Source organism: Pseudoalteromonas sp. SCSIO_11900, assembly GCF_000576475.1.
In the GTDB taxonomy this organism is placed as follows: Bacteria; Pseudomonadota; Gammaproteobacteria; order Enterobacterales; family Alteromonadaceae; genus Pseudoalteromonas; species Pseudoalteromonas tetraodonis.
Map to the genome: position 1 here is coordinate 90,801 of NZ_KK070023.1, position 18,551 is coordinate 109,351.

An 18,551-nucleotide genomic window follows, 5' to 3' on the forward strand; every position below is an offset into this window, starting at 1 on the left:
ATTGTATCAATCAAATTAATACTGTATATACTTTAATCAGTGTTTAAATATACTAAAATTACTTCTACAATAGAATAGTTACAAAATTGCGAGTAATTTAAGAAGCCCGTAAATTTTGACGCCAATAATAGCTTAAAAGTAATGATTAAAAAATAAGGAAGCGCGTGTTAGTCATTTTAATGTTTGTATTAGCCTATTTGCTCGGCTCGATTTCATCGGCCATTTTAGTGTCGCGGCTATTCAAACTTCCCGATCCACGCACAAATGGCTCCAATAACCCAGGAGCAACCAATGTCTACCGTTTAGGCGGCGCTCTCCCCGCATGCTTAGTTTTAATATTTGATATTTTAAAGGGCACTATCCCTGTTTGGGGCGCTTACTTTTTAAAACTTGAGCCGCTAGAGCTTGGTTTAATTGCGGTTGCAGCATGTTTAGGGCACATGTACCCATTATTTTTTAGTTTTAAAGGGGGTAAAGCGGTCGCAACAGCATTTGGCTCGTTACTGCCGATAGGACTCTCTTTAGGTGGGTTATTGATTGGTACTTGGCTGATTATTGTCGCGATTACCCGCTACTCATCCCTTGCAGCGTTAGTAGCTGTAACGCTAGCACCTTTATATACATGGTGGATAAAGCCGTTATATACCTTACCCGTGACCTTTATTACGCTACTGATCATTATTAGGCATCGCACTAATATTGTGCGTTTATTTAAGGGTGAAGAACCAAAAGTAGGGACTAAACAAGCCCCTACAGATGATAAGAAGTAATAACTAACCTAGGTTCTGGTTAACTATATTGCTTCTAGGCTATCGATTGGCCAGCGCGGTTTAGTTTTCATATCAAGCGAAGCAAACTGTCCCGCTTTTAAACGCTGCATACCAGCATAAGCAATCATTGCGCCATTGTCGGTACAAAACTCAGTGCGTGGGTAATACACTTCGCCCTTCATACCTTGCATCACACGCTCTAGTTGCAAACGTAGTTGCGTATTAGCACTTACACCACCGGCTATTACTAAACGTTTAATACCCGTTTGTTTTAGTGCTCGCTTACACTTAATCACTAAAGTATCTATAACAGCTGTTTGAAATGCATGGGCAATATCAGCTTTAGTTTGCTCGTCACTATCATTTTCACGAATAGCAATCGAAGCGGCGGTTTTTAGGCCACTAAAGCTAAAATCAAGACCAGGCTTATCAGTCATTGGGCGCGGAAAAACAAACCGTTTGGCAACACCTTGCTCAGCCATTTTAGCTAAACGAGGACCGCCAGGGTAATCAAGCCCAAGTAATTTAGCAGTTTTATCAAATGCTTCACCTGCAGCGTCATCTACCGACTCACCCAATACTTCGTATTGGCCAATGCCCGCAACCTTTACCATCATGGTATGACCGCCAGATACGAGTAAAGCAATAAATGGAAATTCGGGAACGTTTTCCTCAAGCATTGGCGCTAATAAATGCCCTTCCATGTGATGCACTGCCACCGCAGGAATATCCCAACCATACGCTAAAGAGCGACCAATTGAGGTACCTACTAACAAAGCCCCTACTAAACCAGGTCCTGCGGTGTAGGCAATACCGTCTAAATCTTCAGGTCCACAGCCAGCTTGTGCAAATGCCGCATCAATAAGCGGCAATGTTTTACGTACATGATCGCGAGATGCAAGCTCAGGTACCACACCACCGTAATCAGCATGTACTTTTACTTGGCTATATAATTGATGAGCCAGTAGCCCTTTTTCATCATCATAAATAGCAATACCAGTTTCATCGCATGATGATTCAATGCCTAAAATTCGCATTGTTAATTCTCCTGCCACCTAACAAGGTGTTTAAAACAAATAACTTAAAGTGCTAAACCAATGTTAGTTTGGCCATCAGCAAGGACATGCTTTTTCAATGCTTTTACATTTTCAGCAGTAATACGCCCCATAGCTTCTACAAAATCAATTAGTTCACCTAATACCTCTATTTCGTATTGCATTAGTGGGTGTTCACGCACTGCTTTATTATCAGCAACATCCCCTTCAACCGTCATTTGATACTCAATAAAGCGAGCCACAGTAGCCTGCGATATTTTACTCACATTAACAAACTCTTGCTCATCTTGTGCTAAAAGGCCATGCATTAAGCTCAATAATGAAGTTGCAGCGTCAATGGCAGGGTAAGTACCAAACATATCAAAATCAGCAAGTTCAGGTACATTAGGCTCAATTTTTTCGACTTGCTTTTCTAAATCAATTTTACTTTTAGGAAAGAGTATTTTTTCCCAACATACATTTAAAGCATTGCGTAAAATAACCTCATCGCCAAAGCCGGTAGCCTCACTAAATAGCCCATAATTAGGCAACATACGTTCTATTAACGCACTGGCCAATACCGCTTTTTGTAGGTAATTTAATTCTCTAATACGCTGAAAATTATTCGCTTTTGTCATTCTTTAAAGTCCCACATGACCAACAAAAATCAAATGTTGATCCATTATGCTCATTACAGTTAGGGCACACCCAATCTGGAGCGGATTGTTTTACTTGCTGATAGTTTACCAATATTTCACGTGCATGGCGCTCTTTTATCGCATAAACCTGCACACTTACTTGTGTTTGTTCAAATGGGATCTCGCCCATTGCGCCTTGCAGCATTTCACCTTTTATTTGGCACTCAATTCCCGCATTAAGAATCAGTCCTTTTATTATATTGGCCTCTAAACTATTTTCTGCGTTATAAAGCGTCACCCAATCAAATGATGTTATATTTGAATCGCTATTATTAATATTTTGCAATATCCACCTCATTTACTTTATGTGTACAATTTGCCTGCGTAACCTAAAGCAAATAATATGATTTAAGGACACATTATGACGCTAACTACCCCAGGTTTACTTTTTCCAGCAATCTCGTTGTTGTTACTCGCCTATACAAACCGATTTTTAGTGCTAGCGCAACTAATACGAGAATTGAATGCTCGTGAAGGTGAGTCTATTCGTCCTGTTGTGGTGGCGCAAATAACCAACCTTAGAAAGCGAATAAAACTAATAAGGACCATGCAAGTATACGGAGTGGCTGCTTTTTTATTATGTACGCTATCTATGTTTGCATTATTTATAGAATTTAATACCACGGGTATTATTTTATTTGGGGTCAGTTTAAGCTGCTTGAGCTTATCTTTGCTTACTTCATTATTTGAAATTCATATTTCTTGTGATGCCATCGAAATTGAATTACAAAACATTGAAAATAAGCCTTTAAGTAACCGAGTTAGTAAAAACTTTATTGAGCCTAACCCTAAAAGCAAAAACAGCGATTAACCAATCGAGACTTTAGTAAAGTTGTTATAAAATTGCATAAACTTGGTCAATAATAAAGCCCTACAGTTATTTAACATTACCCAAAGGTATAACAACTTTTAGCAACTATTCTCTTTAAATACGATGAAAAGAAAGTTAATCTAAGGAGGTGGTTAAAAACATTATTTCAACTGATCTGTAGGGATATAAAGTCAGTATTTAATCTGCAATTCCCCTAGCTTACCTATAAAAAAGGACTGTATAGTGAGATTTGAACAATTAGAACAGTTTGTAGCGCTTGGCCTACTTCGTCATTTTAGGCAAGCTGCAGAACAAACCCAAATTAGCACATCTGCGTTAACTCGTAGTATTCAAACTCTTGAAACAGAGCTTGGCTACGAACTTGTTACCCGCTCTACTCGCTCGGTTAAATTAACTCAAGCAGGCGAACTTTTCCTCGACTTTGCAAAAAATACCCTCAATGAGCTAGAGCAAATAAAGCATCGCGCTTTTCAGTCAATTAATGGCACTGAAGAGAAAAAGCTAGTTATTGGTTACACCACAACAACCAGCAGCATAGTACCAATTACCTGCGGTGAATTTTTAAGCCAATATCCTCACATTAAAATCGAAATGCAGCTACAAAATAAAACTGAGCTTCATAGAAAGTTACTTCAAGGTGAAATAGACATTAGTGTATGCTCGCAAATAGTCAATAGTATTGGTAGCGACATACAATTACCTGATCAGCTTATTTTATTTTGTTCAAAACAACATCCTTTAGCAAATAAAAGCGATATTAGTAAAAAAGAGCTCGAAAGCTATCCAATGTTCAGTTGTTTTTCACAGTCAAAACAAGTGCAATCAATGCTTAATGAAGTAATAGACTCGCTAAATAAAGCTTCAACGATTAAAGTAGGTAGTATTGATCAGGTAATGGCTGGACTTGAAAAGTCAGATCATTTTGCCATTGCCGGTATTGAACACACCAGCTCTGTGGCAGAAAACCATAACTTAATCCAGCTTAAAACGAATAACGATATTAGCCATGAACAACTTGTGGTGCAAACAAGCCAGCAGATAGAGGCTGGTGAGCATGTTGACCACCTACTCTCGCTAATTAAGAAAGTTTCAAGAGCATAAAAAATGACTCCATGCGTTTTATAACAACTATAAATTAGTGGCATTAAAGTTTTTTTTCACTACACTAACGCTCCCTTATATTATGACTAGCGTTAATGAAAAACTTTACAGCTGCTGAAATTTACCTAGAGCACATTGAAACGCATGGCTATGCCATTATTGAAAACGCCATTGATAGTGACTTAATATCCGAGTTGATGGCTGATTGCTATAGAATAAATCCTCACTTTAGCCTTGCCGGTATTGGACGATTAAACAATTTACAAATTGATGACTCCGTTCGTAAAGATAAAACCTACTGGTTTGATGGCAGCTCAAATGCACAGCTTAGCTATCAACAAATAATGGAAGCTGTTCGCACTACCCTTAATCGTAACTTTTTCATGGGCTTGTTTGATTATGAGTGTCACTATGCAAAGTATACGCAGGGTGATTTTTACAAAAAACATGTAGATGCGTTCAAAGGTCGTTCAAATCGAGTTTTTACCACCGTATTGTACTTAAACTCTCCTAAGAAAGGCGGGGAGCTGGTTATTTACAAGCCTAAAAGTAAAGACATAGAAGTGGTTATAAAACCCACTGCAGGCACTTTGGTATTATTTGAAAGCGAACGCTTTGTGCATGAAGTACTTCCTGCTGTTGATAACCGCTATTCGATTGCTGGTTGGTTCAGAAAAAATGCGTCAATTAGTGGTATTATCGACCCACCCCGTTAAGAAAAAACGGGGTAAGAAAATAATAAGCCTATAAATACAGTAAGTCCCACATAATGATTATTCAAAAACGCTTTAAAACAGGCATCTCGTTGACGTAAATGAATCAAACGCTGTTGATACAATAATAAAGCCGCAGCAACCGCTAACCCTAGCCAAAAGCTTGCTCCAACTTGGCTAATAAAGCCGATCAATGTCATTAATACTAAGAATATAATGTTAAGCAACCCAATAATATGGCGGTCATAACTGGCGAATAAAATAGCGGTTGATTTTACTCCTATTTTTAAATCATCATCTCTATCAACCATGGCGTACATAGTGTCATAAGCCACCGTCCAGCAAATATTGGCAATAAATAGCAGCCATGCCTGCACGGGTAGAGAGTTTATTGATGCCATAAATGCCATAGGAATTGCCCAACCAAAAGCAGCCCCTAATACAACCTGTGGAAGTTGTGTGTAACGTTTCATAAAGGGATAACAAAACGCGAGCCCAAGCGCCCCAAACGATAACAATATAGTATTGGTATTTAGCATTATTACTAAAATAAAAGCGATGCTAACCAGCAGCAAAAACAAACTAATTGCTTCCCCACTACTCACAGCCCCAGTTGCTAAAGGGCGCTGACAGGTTCGTTTTACTGAGCCATCTATTTTTCTGTCAGCAAAATCATTGATAACGCATCCTGCGCTGCGCATAACTATTACCCCAAGGGTAAACACAATGAAGTTTGTTAGGCTTGGTATCCCCTCATTTGCTATCCACAGCGCCCAATAAGTTGGCCAAAGTAATAATAAGGTGCCTATGGGCTTATCTATTCGCATTAACTGAACGTAATACGGTACATGGTTTACCGATAAAGGGGCTAGTTTCATGAGTATAAATAGGCTCCTGGTAAAAAAACTTCACAAACTAAAAATTTGTAGTCATGCAAAGAGAACACGCTTCGTCGCCCTAATAATATGTGTATGGGTAAATTAAGTTCGCTCACCAGTGATTGCAATGAGTGGTTATCATCAAAGCGAGCAATTTCAATATCAGTGCGCTTTAACGCAGGATCTTGAAATATGACATCACCCAACGGACGTTCCCCCATATTATGCAGCTGATTATTTGTATTGTTGTTTGATATTGGCAACCAGCTTTGAGCATATACAACCGGTTTGTCATCACACAACAATAGAACTTCACGGTTAAGTACAGTGTTCACCTCATTACTTAATAAAGCTTGCTGAGGTTGCGAGAGGTTAACTTTTTGCTCACTCAACACTTTTACAGCAAAACGCTGAGACTGGCTTTTTAATTTAGCCGTTAAAGAATGCGGTTCAAATAGCCACTCTTGCTCAGCGCTAGATAAGCCACTGACTTGAGCGGTACTCTGCCAATCAGCAGATAAAGAAAGAGGAAACGTAATCACAATAGCTCTACTTGATAAAAATCAGCAAGATCATAACATTGCTAAGAGATTTGAAAAAGCGCGATTTACTTACTGCCAAGCACACCCTGTTATTATAAAAAGCTAATCAACATTTGACTCTCGCTATTGCCTATCCCAAACTTGAGTATAGAGTGCCTTTACATAGCTCAACAAATAACAGCATCTTACTGTATCTTATTTATTAATAAGTATAAACTATTTGTAACCAGTTTACGGAAACGCTTTTGAAATGAAAAAAACAGTATTTACAGGCCTTTTTATTCTTTTAGTCAGCTTAACCAGCTTATCAGCACGTGCTGAGTCTACTGTGGGTTATTTTGGGTTTGAGCCAGATATTATTACCAACTACATTGGCCCATCGAGTAAAAAAATGGGCTATGTACGTGTCACTGTTGATTTAATGCTTAATAAAACATCAGATATTGCAATCGTGGAACACCACACGCCGTTACTTCGTGATGCGTTAGTTGAGATATTATCTAAAGAGCATGAAAATAAAATAAAATCTTTAACAGGACGCGAGCAAATACGCCTTAAAAGCGTAGAAAAACTAAAGAGCCTTCTTAAAGAAGAAACAGGACATGAGATCATCCGTGATCTCTTATTTACTAAATATTTATATCATTAGGCACTTTTTGTTTTAAAAAGCTGAGCGGTATAGGCAAAAGCCATACCGCTAACGAGCCCACCTAAGTGTGCCCAATTAGCCATTCCAACAAATAATACATCTGCAAAACCAAGTACTAACCATACCAGCATAAATCCAACAATTGCGGTTGTAACCAGTGCAGGCTGTTTAGGGTTAAGGGTGCTGTAAATCCAACAAAAGCCTAACAACCCATATACAACACCGCTAAGCCCACCAAAGTTAGGACCGACCATTAAGTACTGTGCCCAATTACTTATTAAAGCGGTAATTAAAAAAAGTCCGATTAGACTCGATTTACCACATTGCTTTTCAATATTGTCACCCAGTGAAACCCACCAGATTAAGTTAAATACAATATGCATGGCGCTAAAATGCACAATAGCCGGGGTTAACCAAGTAAGTGGTGACGCAGGGTTAAACTGCAACGCCATGTAAATAGGTTCAAACGCACCAAATAAAAAAGCAATATAAACAACAATACTGAGAATGCTAACACTTTGATTAAGCCAACTTAAGGCTTTAAAACGGGCAACTAAATTAAGCGACTGGCCTTGATATTTTAATGGTGACTGCGTAGTACCTACTTGCCATGATGCTTGTTGATAACGTTCATGATTAGGGTTTTTAGCAAATTCGTTCCATAAAGGCTGCACTGCATGAAAGTCTTCAGGTGCCACACTAATGACAAGCGTATGGCCATCCTCAGTACGAATTTGCCCTGAAAGCCCTTGGCTTTTTAGGTAATCTATAAAGCCCTGTGCAGCACGGGGGTTAGTTAGACTGCCTAGCTCTATCATCGTGCTACTTTATCCTTGTAAGCGGCTTCCCATGCAGTAAAACCACCATCCATGCTGTAAACATCTTCAAAGCCTTGCTCTACTAAGTAGCTGGCAGCACCTTGTGAACTCATGCCGTGATAACAAACAATAATAATCGGCTGGTCAAACTCTTTTTCCATCATAAATTGGGCGATATTTGCATTTGAAAGTGCTTCAGAACCTGGAATGTGCCCTGCCTGATACGAATTAGGATCGCGAATATCGGCAATCACCACATCTTCTTTGTCTAGTAGTTCGAGGGTTTGTGCGATTGATATATGTTTAAATGCCATAGTACTCTCTTATAATTACAAAAAAGGCGACAAATGCCGCCTTTAATTCTCTTAACAAGGGGATAATTAATCCCAGTTAAGAATTACTTTACCCGATTGGCCTGAAATCATCATATCAAAGCCAGCTTGGAAGTCATCAATTGAATACTGATGAGTAATAATTGGTTTTAAATCAAGCCCTGATTGAATCAAGCTGGCCATTTTGTACCAAGTTTCAAACATCTCACGACCGTAAATACCTTTAATCACTAAGCCTTTAAAAATAACTTGATTCCAATCGACCGCCATATCTGAAGGTGGAATACCTAACATGGCAATTTTGCCGCCATGATTCATGTTATTTAGCATGGTATTAAATGCACTTGGTACACCTGACATCTCTAGGCCAATATCAAAGCCTTCGGTCATACCTAGCTCTTTAGCTACATCTTCGAGTTTTTCATTCGCGACGTTTACAGCACGCGTTGCGCCCATTTTGCGTGCTAAATCTAGGCGGTATTCATTTACGTCGGTAATAACCACATGGCGTGCACCCACATGTTTAGCTACAGCTGCAGCCATAATACCAATAGGGCCTGCACCGGTGATTAATACATCTTCACCCACTAAATCGAACGATAAAGCCGTGTGTACTGCATTACCAAACGGGTCAAAAATAGAGGCAAGTTCATCGCTAATGTTATCTGGAATTTTAAATGCATTAAATGCTGGGATCACTAAGTACTCAGCAAATGCACCTTCGCGATTAACACCCACACCGGTTGTATTACGGCATAAGTGAACGCGTCCAGCACGACAGTTACGACAATGACCACAGGTTATATGACCTTCACCCGAAACACGGTCGCCAACTTCAAAACCGCGAACTTCTTGGCCCATGTCAATTACTTCACCCACGTATTCGTGGCCAACCACCATAGGCGTAGGAATAGTGTTTTGTGCCCACTCATCCCACTTATAAATATGAACATCGGTACCACAAATGGCTGTTTTACGAATTTTAATTAACAGATCGTTATGACCCACTTCAGGCTTTGGCGCATCTGTCATCCAAATGCCCGGCTCTGCTTTTAACTTTGATAATGCTTTCATAATCCACACTCAATTAAAAAATCGCGACTTTAGCCGCGATTTAACAAGAAAATTAAATAACACCAATCTCTTTACCAATACGGGTAAAGGCTGCAATGGCTGTATCAAGCTGTTCTTTGCTATGCGCTGCAGAAATTTGGGTACGAATACGCGCCTGACCTTTTGGTACAACAGGGAATGAAAAGCCAGTTACATAAATCCCTTCGGCCAAAAGCTTATCAGCCATAAGTGACGCTACTTTGGCGTCTCCCAGCATCACAGGAATAATCGCATGATCTTTACCTGCACAAGTAAAGCCTGCCGCTTCCATCTGCTCGCGGAAGTATTTAGCGTTTGACCATAGCTTAGCGCGAAGCTCACCGCCATTTTCAAGCATTTCTAACACTTTGATTGACGCCGTTACGATTGAAGGCGCCAATGAATTTGAGAATAAGTATGGACGTGAACGCTGACGAAGCCACTCAACAATTTCTTTTTTACCTGAAGTGTAACCACCAGAAGCTCCACCAAGCGCTTTACCTAAGGTACCGGTAATAATATCGACACGGTCGAGTACATTACAGTACTCAGGTGTACCTTTACCATTTTCGCCAACAAAACCAACGGCATGTGAGTCATCAACCATAACAAGCGCGTCATATTTATCGGCTAAATCACACACGGCTTCTAAATTACAAATAACGCCATCCATTGAGAACACGCCATCAGTAGCAATTAGTTTAGTTTTAGCTCCAGCTTCATCGGCTGCAATTAATTGCTTTTCTAAATCTGCCATATCATTATTTGCATAACGGAAACGCTTTGCTTTACATAAACGTACACCATCAATAATAGAAGCATGATTTAATGAATCAGAAATAATCGCATCGTCTGCACCTAGAATAGTTTCAAACAAGCCCGTATTCGCATCAAAACATGATGAATACAAAATGGTGTCTTCAGTTTCTAAAAATTGACTGATTTTTTTCTCAAGCGTTTTATGAATATCTTGGGTACCACAAATAAAACGCACAGACGCAACACCAAAACCATGGTCATCTAAGCCTTGTTGGGCAGCTGCAATTAGCTCTGGGCTATTAGCTAAACCTAAGTAGTTGTTAGCACAAAAGTTAATAACCTTATCACCTGATGCCACTTCAATTTGAGCTTGCTGCTGTGAAGTGATAACACGTTCATTTTTGTACAAACCTTCCGCTTTAACGTCTTCGATTTGCTGTTGTAATTGGCTAAAAAAAGCAGATGCTCTCATCTGTGATCTCCATTTGGTTGAACGGGTTAAACAGCAGACACGTTGCTGCTATTTATAATGCGGGTATTGTAAAAGTTTAAGCGCCAAATTGCACTGTTTGTCATTGGTCGTAAATTAGCTAACTGGCAGGAAAAGCTGCCAGTTTACGGGCATGAGGTATGCACTAAATCAGACCAGCGAGCAGAACAGGAAGCTCCTTGATTGAATCACAAACATAGTCAGCAGACTTTACGGCTTGCTCATCAACTGTTTTCCCAGAACGTACCAATATTTTAGTACGGATATTAGCGCTCATAGCAGCTTGCATATCACCTCGCTTGTCCCCCACCATCACACTAAGTGCAGGGTCAATATGATGATCTTTTATTCCTTGCAGTAACATTCCTGGCGCTGGCTTTCTGCAATCGCACTCTTTTAAATAATCTGGTAATGCATTTTTAGGATGATGAGGACAAAAATAAACATCAGTAATTTCAATTTGATGATGACTAAACTGCGCTTTCATCCATGTGCTAAGGGCAAAAAAATCAGCTTCTGAGTAATAACCTCGACCAATACCTGATTGGTTGGTTACAACAATTATTTTATAGCCCGCGTCATAAAATACTTTACACGTTGAAAACACACCCTCTATAAATTCAAACTCTTCGCTTTTAAATACATAGCCATGATCAACATTGACTACACCATCGCGGTCTAAAAAAAGCGCCTTATTTGTGTGTTTACCATTCATAATAACGACTCTTTTTTAACAACATGGTCAAACATTTCTTTTACTGCATCCGTAGTTATTTGACTCATTAAATCATCGCCCTTAACCCGAGTGCCCCAAGGTAATTGCTCGGCGGTTTTACCAGTTTGCTTTAATAAGTTTTGGTGATAAACCTCAACCACGTAATCTTGATATAAATAAGGCCCCGTTCGCGCTGGGTTTGAATGCGCATACAAGCCAATAACCGGTGTGCCCACAGTCACCGCCATATGAGCTGGGCCTGTATCGGGTGCCAGTACTAAGTCTGCACGCTTAAGTACGCACAATAATTCTTTGAGTTTTGTTTTACCCACCAAGTTCAGAATGGGTGAATCAGAGTGTTTAATGATATTATTTGCTAAATTAATTTCCAGCTCAGTAGGCCCACCGGTTAGCACCACTTTAAAACCTTGCGCATTGGCATAATCAGCAAGCGCAGCATAGCGTTCGGCTAACCAGTTACGCTGTGCTTTACTTGCTGCTGGCGAAATAACAAATAGCTTAGTTGATAAATAATCGTCACCTAACAGCTCATCAGCTTTAGCTTGATCTTTGTCGGTGTAGGGCATATTCCAAACAGGGACATAATCATCAACACCAATCGCTTGAGCAAAGCCTTTAAAACCCTCTAAAACATGCGCCTGAGATTGGGCTTTAATACGTTTATTAATAAATAAACTATGCAGTTCTTTTGAACGAGCCCAATCAAAACCAATTTTAACTTTGGCAGGAATACAGCGAGCGACAAAACCAGCTCTTAAAGCCACTTGCATGTTAAGCAGTACGTCAAAACACTGCCCTTTAAAGGTTTGCTTTAACTGTTTTAGTGCCGCCTTACCTTGTTTTTTATCAAATACAACAAGCTCAACGCCTGGTAAGTCAGCTAACAGCATCGCCTCGACCTTCCCTATCACCCAAGTGATCTTAGCATTTGGATGCGCTTTTTGAATTGCTTGTACCGCACTCACTGCATGGCATACATCACCAATAGCAGAAAGACGTAAAATACAAATTGATGTGTAAGTAGGCGCTGAAGTCACACGTTTCCTTGGGAGTAAAATAGTTAAACCCGATCTTAAATTATAATCGCGTCATTGCAAGTACTTATCCTTAGACTTAAAACACGTTAATATGTGCACATATTAAAGCGAATCCTATGAGCTATGTTTAATCAACACGTCAAAAATAACCATGTCATTTTGAGCCATCCTCAATATAGCACCGAAATAGAGTTAGATTGGTTTAACCCCGACTTCTGGCAGCAACAGCAAAAAATTGTTGGCGCTAAAAAGGGGCGTGCAACTGCTTGGTTTTTTAAACACGCAGATTTAACGGCTGTATTGCGCCATTATTGGCGTGGCGGCCTCATAGGCAAGCTACTTAGTGACCAATATTTATATTGGGGACTAGAGCATACGCGTGTTTATCAAGAATTTAGCTTAATGACGCAATTAATAGAGTTAGGTTTAAATGTACCAAAGCCCATTGCAGCTAAAGTGAGCCGACATGGTTTTATTTACCGAGGTGATATTATTACTGAAGCAGTAAGCGGCGCTAAAAGTGTATTAGATGTTCTGATTGAGCGCCCCTTAAGTGATATTGAGATAAAAAAAGTAGCACAAACCATTGCCCAGTTTCATAATAAAGGGGTGTATCACGCTGATTTAAATATTAATAATATTTTATTTGATGACTCTGGCGACGTTTATATTATCGACTTTGACCGTGGCGAAATAAAAGTGCCCAATAAAAAATGGCAACAAAGCAACATGTCTCGCTTACAACGCTCCTTTTTAAAAGAGCAAAGCCGCAATAGCCACTTTCATTGGCAGCAAAACGATTGGCAAACATTACGCAATCAATACAACCAAAAGCTCGAATTCTAAAAAACTTGTTAAATCAAGCTCCTAAAAACTAAATTATTAATAACTAATGAGTCTTATTAAACAGCATGTTTTTCAAACCTTGTGTAATAATGTCAAAACTGTGGATTGTTTCTAAAGTAGAATACTTATCAATAATATATTTATAACGAGACTCTGTAAGTAACGTTTGCACTTTTTCACTTATATCAACAATATCAAGCTGTGCCTGATAAGCCACTTCAGTGCGAGTACAACGGGTAAGACGCTCACCTTGATCTTTTGAAATAGCACACGCAATTGTGGGGGTTTGCAAGGCAATAGCTTGGAGTAAAGTATCACCCGCGCTTAATAATGCAACCTTGGCCTGACTTAGTAAGGCTAAAAATTCAGCTCCCCCTTGGCTTGGCAAACAAATTAACTCATCGCTTTTAGGTAACGATTTAGTGTAATTAGGACCAAATACCACTACACCTTTTAAGCCTGTTTGCTTAGCAATAATAAGCCCTGCTTGAAAATATAAATCTGCGCAATTCACGCCATTAACTGTATGCCCACCAGAGCCCGCGTTAACAATAAAGAATTCTTTCTCTTTCAAGTGATAACGGGTTAGTGCATCGGATTTTTGCTGTGCTGATGCAAACACTGTAAACGGCCCAACATTAGCAGGGTAAGCCAGGGGCAGCATGCTCAATTTTAGCTTTTCATACCACGAAAGAGGGTCAATACAGTAATCAGGCTGAACAACCCAATGAGTATCAATAAGGCCCGCTCTATTAAGCTTTAAACCTTTTGCTCGCTTTTTTGCATGCTGTGAAATAAAAACAACTTTAGCACCCACTTTTTTTGCCGCTTTCATTTGTTCGGCTCGTCCTGCGCAATCAAATAGCACCATATCTGGTTTGTATTGTTCAATGAACTGACATACATGCGTATTTTCTTTTGTTGCCGATTGATTTAACAATAAGGTAGGAAATGGGCAGTTTTTAGCATAAGCCGTGTGCTTATTTAAAATGAAATGAATATCTAACGAATTGTCATACTCCGAGGTAAGGGTATTAGCTAGCTGTAACGAGCGCATATATTCACCAATACCTTCGGGCGATGACACGGGAATAAATAAAAGTCGTTTGTTGCTCATTACTATCTCTTTTTTTTCTTTGCAACGAGTATATCAACGAGATCATTTTTCCGATAGAGCTACAATGTTTTAATCTATAGTGGTATTTTAAATTTATCTTGGCTGATTTAATTACTGCAATAAAGAGCGCAGATTGCTAAACTTGTCGGCAATTTCAATCATAAGGATCTGAGCTTTGCGAAACAAAATTTTTATACTTTCTTCGCTTTTTTGTGCCGTAACGACAACCGTAAATGCTGAACCTTGGGTAAAGCCTGATGACTATGCTCTTAGAGCAGATATACAACAGCTTGCCGATTCAGGTATAATTTTAGCGCCCGTAACAACATATCCATTAATGTGGAAAAGCTTTATTAATGATGTTAACAATACTTCGCTAGAACAATTACCCCCTCAACTGCAAGATGCGTTATTACGTGTAAAACATCGTTATAAGTCAGAAAATAGCGGTTCGCATAGTGTACAGCTTTCGGCATTTGCCAGCTCAGATCCTCTTGTAGCCACTAGCTTTGGTGCCACCAATAGCCAAGAATCAGAGTTAACTGCTGCCTACGCTTATTTAGGACATAACTTTGCAGCTAAAATAGCGATTAATCATCGTAATGATGGCAAAAACTGCTTAGTCGACGGTAAAACAACTGATGATATAGCTCAAAACGAGCAAGCACTAACTGACTGTAATGATACCTCTCTAGATGACAGCTATTTAGCATATCGTATGGGTAATTGGATTGTAAGAGCGGGTGCCGTTGAGCAATTTTGGGGGCCGGGTGTTGATAACAGCTTAATTATGTCTGGTAATTCAAAGCCACTTCCCGCAATAAGTCTCAGCAGAGAACAAAGTAGCGCGTTCGAAACGCCTTGGCTTAGCTGGATTGGTCAGTGGAGCTTTACTGCACAAATGGCTAAGCTTGAATCAACCCGAGTTGTACCTGATGCATTATTATGGAGTACTCGTTTAAACCTTCGTCCAATTCAACAATTAGAAATTGGCTTTAGTTGGTCAGCACAGTGGGCTGGCAAAGGACAACCTAGTTCAGCAGGCGACTTTTTTGATTTAATAACCGGCGGAGGTGAATGTGTTGATGGTACCAATGATTGCGATGGTGAGCTCATTACTCGTTTAGGTAATCAACTCGCGGGTTTTGATATTCGTTGGTCGGACACTTTGTTTGATCAACCTTATGCGGTATATGCAAGCACGATTGGTGAAGATACCAGTGGCGGTATTAAGCCAGTAGACAGAGGTTATCTTGGTGGAATACAAACCACGACTCGCATTTATAATCAGAATATTTTATTTAACCTAGAATACACTGATACCGGCGTAGCGTGTTCTGCCACATCAGCAACTGAAAACTGCTTCTATGAGCACAGTATTTATAATTCAGGGTATCGTTACCATGGTCGCCCTATCGGCTCTACCTATGATAATGATGCGCAATCGCTAGTGTTAACCGTACTTGGGCAACTCTCAAGCGGAACTGACTGGCAAGTAAAATTACGTGATGTAGACTACAATAGCGACAACCGTGACAGATCCCCAAATAACCCAGACTTAGGTAACTCGATTACCAAAACAGCATTTAGCTCTAAACAGCTTGAAGTACGTTACAGAATGCTTGCCATGGGGGGGCGCTTAACCCTTGGCGGATTTGCCTCTAATAACGATGGAGCAGAAAACGATACGTCTGCATTTGCAAAGTTCGAATATAACTTTTAGTTTTGCAAGCATTAAAAAAAGGAGGATAAACCAAAGTTTATCCCCTTTTTTGATTTCATTAGGGCCTGTTGACCTTTGCGGATTAATGTTTGTTCAAACTAGGGGCAGTTTAATCGCGGCGCGAGGTTTGTAACCTAGCGGGCTAAGTAAAAACCGAGCAACAAAGAGTAAATTGCCCCTAGGCAGAACCCTTTGGGCAGCGCCTGTTTGGCATTAATGCTACGTTATCGCCTATTAATGGGGAATAACCACACCACATAGACTCTGCCTTGCCTAAATACCAAACAGACTGCTGCAAATTTAATCTTCAAAGATTAACAGGCCCTTAAACTAGCTTTTTATTTTGCTAATCACTTTTGATGTAGAGCAACCATCTAAAAACTCAAGCACTTCTACTTTTCCGCCATGACGCAACACATGCTCAGCACCAGCAATTTGCTCAACGGTGTAATCACCACCTTTAACAAGAATATCTGGGCTAATTTGTTCAATTAACTTTGCCGGTGTGTCATTTTCATCTTCACTGCCAAACGGAATAACCCAATCAACAGAAGCTAATGCACTTAGTACCATAGCACGCTCATCTAATGGGTTAATTGGGCGCTCAGGACCTTTTAAACGGGCAATAGATTCATCGTTATTTAAACCAACCACTAATCTATCACCACGCGCTTTAGCTTGCGCTAAATAGCGCACATGGCCTGCATGCAAAATATCAAAACAACCATTAGTAAATACAATGGTTTCTCCATTTTGCTTTGCAAATTCAATATGCTGTAATACATCATCAAATGGGGTTTGATAATGCTCGCCAGTGGTTTGTAAGTATTGACCTAACTTGCGGCTCAACTCTTCAGGAGAAACAGTAGCCGCTCCCAATTTACTTACTGCAATACCGGCTGCTAAGTTTGCAATTTCGACTGCATCTTTGGCGGTCATACCCGCACCTAGCATTACTGCTAATGTAGCAATAACAGTATCGCCCGCACCGGTTACATCGCTTACTTCAAGTTGTTGCGCTGCAAAGTCATGCTTTTGCGTTGCATCAATTAGCGACATCCCCTGTTCTGAGCGCGTTAGTAGCATGGCGTTTATACCCGCATCACTAATCAGGGTACGCGCGCTGCTAGCAAGCAACTCTTCTGAACCAACCTGACCACCTGCTAATTTAAACTCATTTAAATTAGGGGTTATGTAATCAGCTCCGCGGTACAACTCTAAATCAGATGATTTAGGGTCAACAAGCACGGTTTTTCCTGCTTTTTTAGCAACCGAAATCATTTTTTGGATTAGCGCGAGTGAGCCCTTGTTGTAATCAGAAAATACAATAAAGTCGTAATCACTCAGCACCAGCTCTAATCGATTTAATAACAACTGGCTATGAGACTCATTAAAAGCCTCTTCTAAATCTAAACGCACAACTTGTTGATGACGACTGATCACCCGCATTTTAGAAATAGTCGGCAAATCGCATACACTCACAAGCTGTGAATTTATTTTTTCACCCTCTAGAATGTTTTCTAAAATTTGTCCGCTTTCATCCTCGCCAATTAGGCCAAGTAAACCCACTTTGCCATCTAGTCGGGCTATATTTTTAGCTACATTAGCGGCACCACCAGCTTTGTCTTCAAATTTACTGACTTTTACAACGGGTACTGGTGCCTCCGGCGAAATACGGCCAGAATCACCATACCAGTAGCGGTCGAGCATAACGTCGCCAACCACTAAAATACGCGCTGCTGATAAGTTTTTTAATAGCGATAAATCCATTACTGCTGCTCCGCAACAACCATATCCATGGCTTCACACAGCCAATGGCCAATAAACATGTGCGCCTCTTGAATACGGGCTGTTTCATCATTTTTAATAATAATAGGTAACTTGGCGATGTCTTTTACCTTACCTCCATCGCGACCTGTAAATGCAACAGTGAATGCTCCTATTTTATTAGCGGCTTCTAACGCTAAATTAATATTATTACTGGTGCCCGATGTGGTTAAGCCAATTACAATATCTTCAGGTTTACATAGCGCCTGTACTTGGCGTTCAAATACCGTATCAAAATGATAGTCATTACTGTGCGCTGTTAAAATAGAGGTGTCTGTGGTTAGAGCAATAGACGCTAACGGCCCTCGCTCTAACTTATAACGTACCACAAACTCTGCAGCCAAATGCTGAGCATCAGCCGCACTGCCGCCATTGCCAAACCAAACAACCTTACCACCAGCTTGTAAAGCACTATGACATGCTTCTAACAACTGCATTACCTCTTGATGATACGCCTCCATGTTTTCGAACAATACTTGGTGGCGATTTAAACTTTCTAGGTAGCTAGTTGCCACTGAATCTATAATTGACATGAGATATTCCTCTTGGAACTGAAA

General features: G+C 40.0%; 21 protein-coding genes. 7 read left to right on the forward strand and 14 right to left on the reverse strand.

The window, feature by feature from the left end:
* Positions 1-164 precede the first annotated feature (164 nt).
* The gene (gene plsY / locus BG00_RS00425; RefSeq protein ID WP_036979788.1) at positions 165-770 is read left to right on the forward strand and encodes a glycerol-3-phosphate 1-O-acyltransferase PlsY; all 606 of its coding nucleotides are present in this window, start codon (positions 165-167) and stop codon (positions 768-770) included.
* A 23-nt stretch (positions 771-793) separates the two neighbouring features.
* Here plsY and tsaD read toward each other — a convergent pair whose 3' ends face one another.
* Genes tsaD through BG00_RS00440 form a run of 3 tightly spaced genes read right to left on the reverse strand, consistent with a single transcriptional unit; the run spans position 794 to position 2,788 of the window.
* On the reverse strand, positions 794-1,807 hold the full coding sequence (tsaD, locus tag BG00_RS00430; RefSeq protein WP_036979790.1) for a tRNA (adenosine(37)-N6)-threonylcarbamoyltransferase complex transferase subunit TsaD: 1,014 nt from the start codon (positions 1,805-1,807) through the stop codon (positions 794-796).
* Between the two features lie 44 nt (positions 1,808-1,851).
* Positions 1,852-2,442 (reverse strand): YjaG family protein, encoded by a 591-nt coding sequence (locus BG00_RS00435; protein ID WP_036979791.1) that lies wholly within the window; start codon positions 2,440-2,442, stop codon positions 1,852-1,854.
* Positions 2,426-2,788: a putative signal transducing protein gene (locus BG00_RS00440; protein ID WP_010391010.1), complete on the reverse strand. Its 363-nt coding sequence runs from the start codon at positions 2,786-2,788 to the stop codon at positions 2,426-2,428. The genes BG00_RS00435 and BG00_RS00440 overlap by 17 nt, the downstream gene beginning before the upstream one ends.
* A 75-nt stretch (positions 2,789-2,863) precedes the next feature.
* Here BG00_RS00440 and BG00_RS00445 point away from each other — a divergent pair, with 75 nt between their 5' ends.
* The 3 genes from BG00_RS00445 to BG00_RS00455 all read left to right on the forward strand — a co-directional run bounded on the left by BG00_RS00445 (position 2,864) and on the right by BG00_RS00455 (position 5,151).
* The gene (locus BG00_RS00445) at positions 2,864-3,313 is read left to right on the forward strand and encodes a DUF2721 domain-containing protein (RefSeq protein ID WP_036979793.1); all 450 of its coding nucleotides are present in this window, start codon (positions 2,864-2,866) and stop codon (positions 3,311-3,313) included.
* A gap of 243 nt (positions 3,314-3,556) precedes the next feature.
* Positions 3,557-4,435 carry a LysR family transcriptional regulator gene (locus BG00_RS00450; RefSeq protein WP_036979795.1) on the forward strand — a complete coding sequence of 293 codons (879 nt, stop codon included), beginning with the start codon at positions 3,557-3,559 and terminating at the stop codon, positions 4,433-4,435.
* 95 nt (positions 4,436-4,530) lie between these two features.
* Positions 4,531-5,151, forward strand: coding sequence for a 2OG-Fe(II) oxygenase (locus BG00_RS00455; protein ID WP_036979797.1), 621 nt, complete (start codon positions 4,531-4,533; stop codon positions 5,149-5,151).
* Here the strand turns inward: BG00_RS00455 and ubiA are convergent.
* Both ubiA and BG00_RS00465 read right to left on the reverse strand, forming a co-directional pair.
* Positions 5,148-6,026 carry a 4-hydroxybenzoate octaprenyltransferase gene (ubiA, locus tag BG00_RS00460; RefSeq protein WP_036979798.1) on the reverse strand — a complete coding sequence of 293 codons (879 nt, stop codon included), beginning with the start codon at positions 6,024-6,026 and terminating at the stop codon, positions 5,148-5,150. The two genes, BG00_RS00455 and ubiA, sit on opposite strands and share 4 nt — an antisense overlap.
* Positions 6,023-6,568 carry a chorismate--pyruvate lyase family protein gene (locus BG00_RS00465; protein ID WP_036979802.1) on the reverse strand — a complete coding sequence of 182 codons (546 nt, stop codon included), beginning with the start codon at positions 6,566-6,568 and terminating at the stop codon, positions 6,023-6,025. Before BG00_RS00465 ends, ubiA begins: the two co-directional genes overlap by 4 nt.
* A 250-nt stretch (positions 6,569-6,818) precedes the next feature.
* On the opposite strand from BG00_RS00465, the gene BG00_RS00470 reads away from it, so the two are divergent.
* Entirely contained in the window at positions 6,819-7,217 is a 399-nt protein-coding gene (locus BG00_RS00470; RefSeq protein WP_036979803.1) for a flagellar basal body-associated protein FliL, read from the forward strand.
* Here BG00_RS00470 and glpG read toward each other — a convergent pair.
* The 6 genes from glpG to BG00_RS00500 form a co-directional block, all read right to left on the reverse strand.
* A complete protein-coding gene (glpG, locus tag BG00_RS00475; RefSeq protein WP_036979805.1) occupies positions 7,214-8,035 on the reverse strand; it encodes a rhomboid family intramembrane serine protease GlpG in 822 nt (273 codons plus the stop codon). The two genes, BG00_RS00470 and glpG, sit on opposite strands and share 4 nt — an antisense overlap.
* The gene (gene glpE / locus BG00_RS00480; RefSeq protein WP_033104018.1) at positions 8,032-8,349 is read right to left on the reverse strand and encodes a thiosulfate sulfurtransferase GlpE; all 318 of its coding nucleotides are present in this window, start codon (positions 8,347-8,349) and stop codon (positions 8,032-8,034) included. Before glpE ends, glpG begins: the two co-directional genes overlap by 4 nt.
* 66 nt (positions 8,350-8,415) lie before the next feature.
* Entirely contained in the window at positions 8,416-9,441 is a 1,026-nt protein-coding gene (gene tdh / locus BG00_RS00485) for an L-threonine 3-dehydrogenase (protein WP_036979807.1), read from the reverse strand.
* Positions 9,442-9,493: 52 nt separating this feature from the next.
* Positions 9,494-10,690: a glycine C-acetyltransferase gene (locus BG00_RS00490; RefSeq protein ID WP_036979809.1), complete on the reverse strand. Its 1,197-nt coding sequence runs from the start codon at positions 10,688-10,690 to the stop codon at positions 9,494-9,496.
* A gap of 163 nt (positions 10,691-10,853) precedes the next feature.
* On the reverse strand, positions 10,854-11,423 hold the full coding sequence (gene gmhB / locus BG00_RS00495) for a D-glycero-beta-D-manno-heptose 1,7-bisphosphate 7-phosphatase (protein WP_036979810.1): 570 nt from the start codon (positions 11,421-11,423) through the stop codon (positions 10,854-10,856).
* Positions 11,420-12,481, reverse strand: coding sequence for a glycosyltransferase family 9 protein (locus BG00_RS00500; RefSeq protein WP_036979812.1), 1,062 nt, complete (start codon positions 12,479-12,481; stop codon positions 11,420-11,422). Before BG00_RS00500 ends, gmhB begins: the two co-directional genes overlap by 4 nt.
* A gap of 123 nt (positions 12,482-12,604) precedes the next feature.
* Between BG00_RS00500 and BG00_RS00505 the strand changes: the two genes are divergently transcribed.
* Positions 12,605-13,327, forward strand: coding sequence for a 3-deoxy-D-manno-octulosonic acid kinase (locus BG00_RS00505; protein WP_036979814.1), 723 nt, complete (start codon positions 12,605-12,607; stop codon positions 13,325-13,327).
* Between the two features lie 43 nt (positions 13,328-13,370).
* Here the strand turns inward: BG00_RS00505 and BG00_RS00510 are convergent, their stop codons facing one another.
* Positions 13,371-14,444, reverse strand: a complete 1,074-nt coding sequence (locus tag BG00_RS00510; RefSeq protein ID WP_036979816.1) for a hypothetical protein — start codon at positions 14,442-14,444, stop codon at positions 13,371-13,373.
* A gap of 175 nt (positions 14,445-14,619) precedes the next feature.
* On the opposite strand from BG00_RS00510, the gene BG00_RS00515 reads away from it, so the two are divergent.
* Positions 14,620-16,167, forward strand: coding sequence for a capsule assembly Wzi family protein (locus tag BG00_RS00515; protein ID WP_036979818.1), 1,548 nt, complete (start codon positions 14,620-14,622; stop codon positions 16,165-16,167).
* Between the two features lie 330 nt (positions 16,168-16,497).
* On the opposite strand, the gene hldE is transcribed toward BG00_RS00515, so the two are convergent.
* A complete protein-coding gene (hldE, locus tag BG00_RS00520; RefSeq protein ID WP_036979820.1) occupies positions 16,498-17,937 on the reverse strand; it encodes a bifunctional D-glycero-beta-D-manno-heptose-7-phosphate kinase/D-glycero-beta-D-manno-heptose 1-phosphate adenylyltransferase HldE in 1,440 nt (479 codons plus the stop codon).
* Positions 17,937-18,527 carry a D-sedoheptulose-7-phosphate isomerase gene (locus BG00_RS00525; RefSeq protein ID WP_036979823.1) on the reverse strand — a complete coding sequence of 197 codons (591 nt, stop codon included), beginning with the start codon at positions 18,525-18,527 and terminating at the stop codon, positions 17,937-17,939. Before BG00_RS00525 ends, hldE begins: the two co-directional genes overlap by 1 nt.
* Positions 18,528-18,551 lie beyond the last annotated feature (24 nt).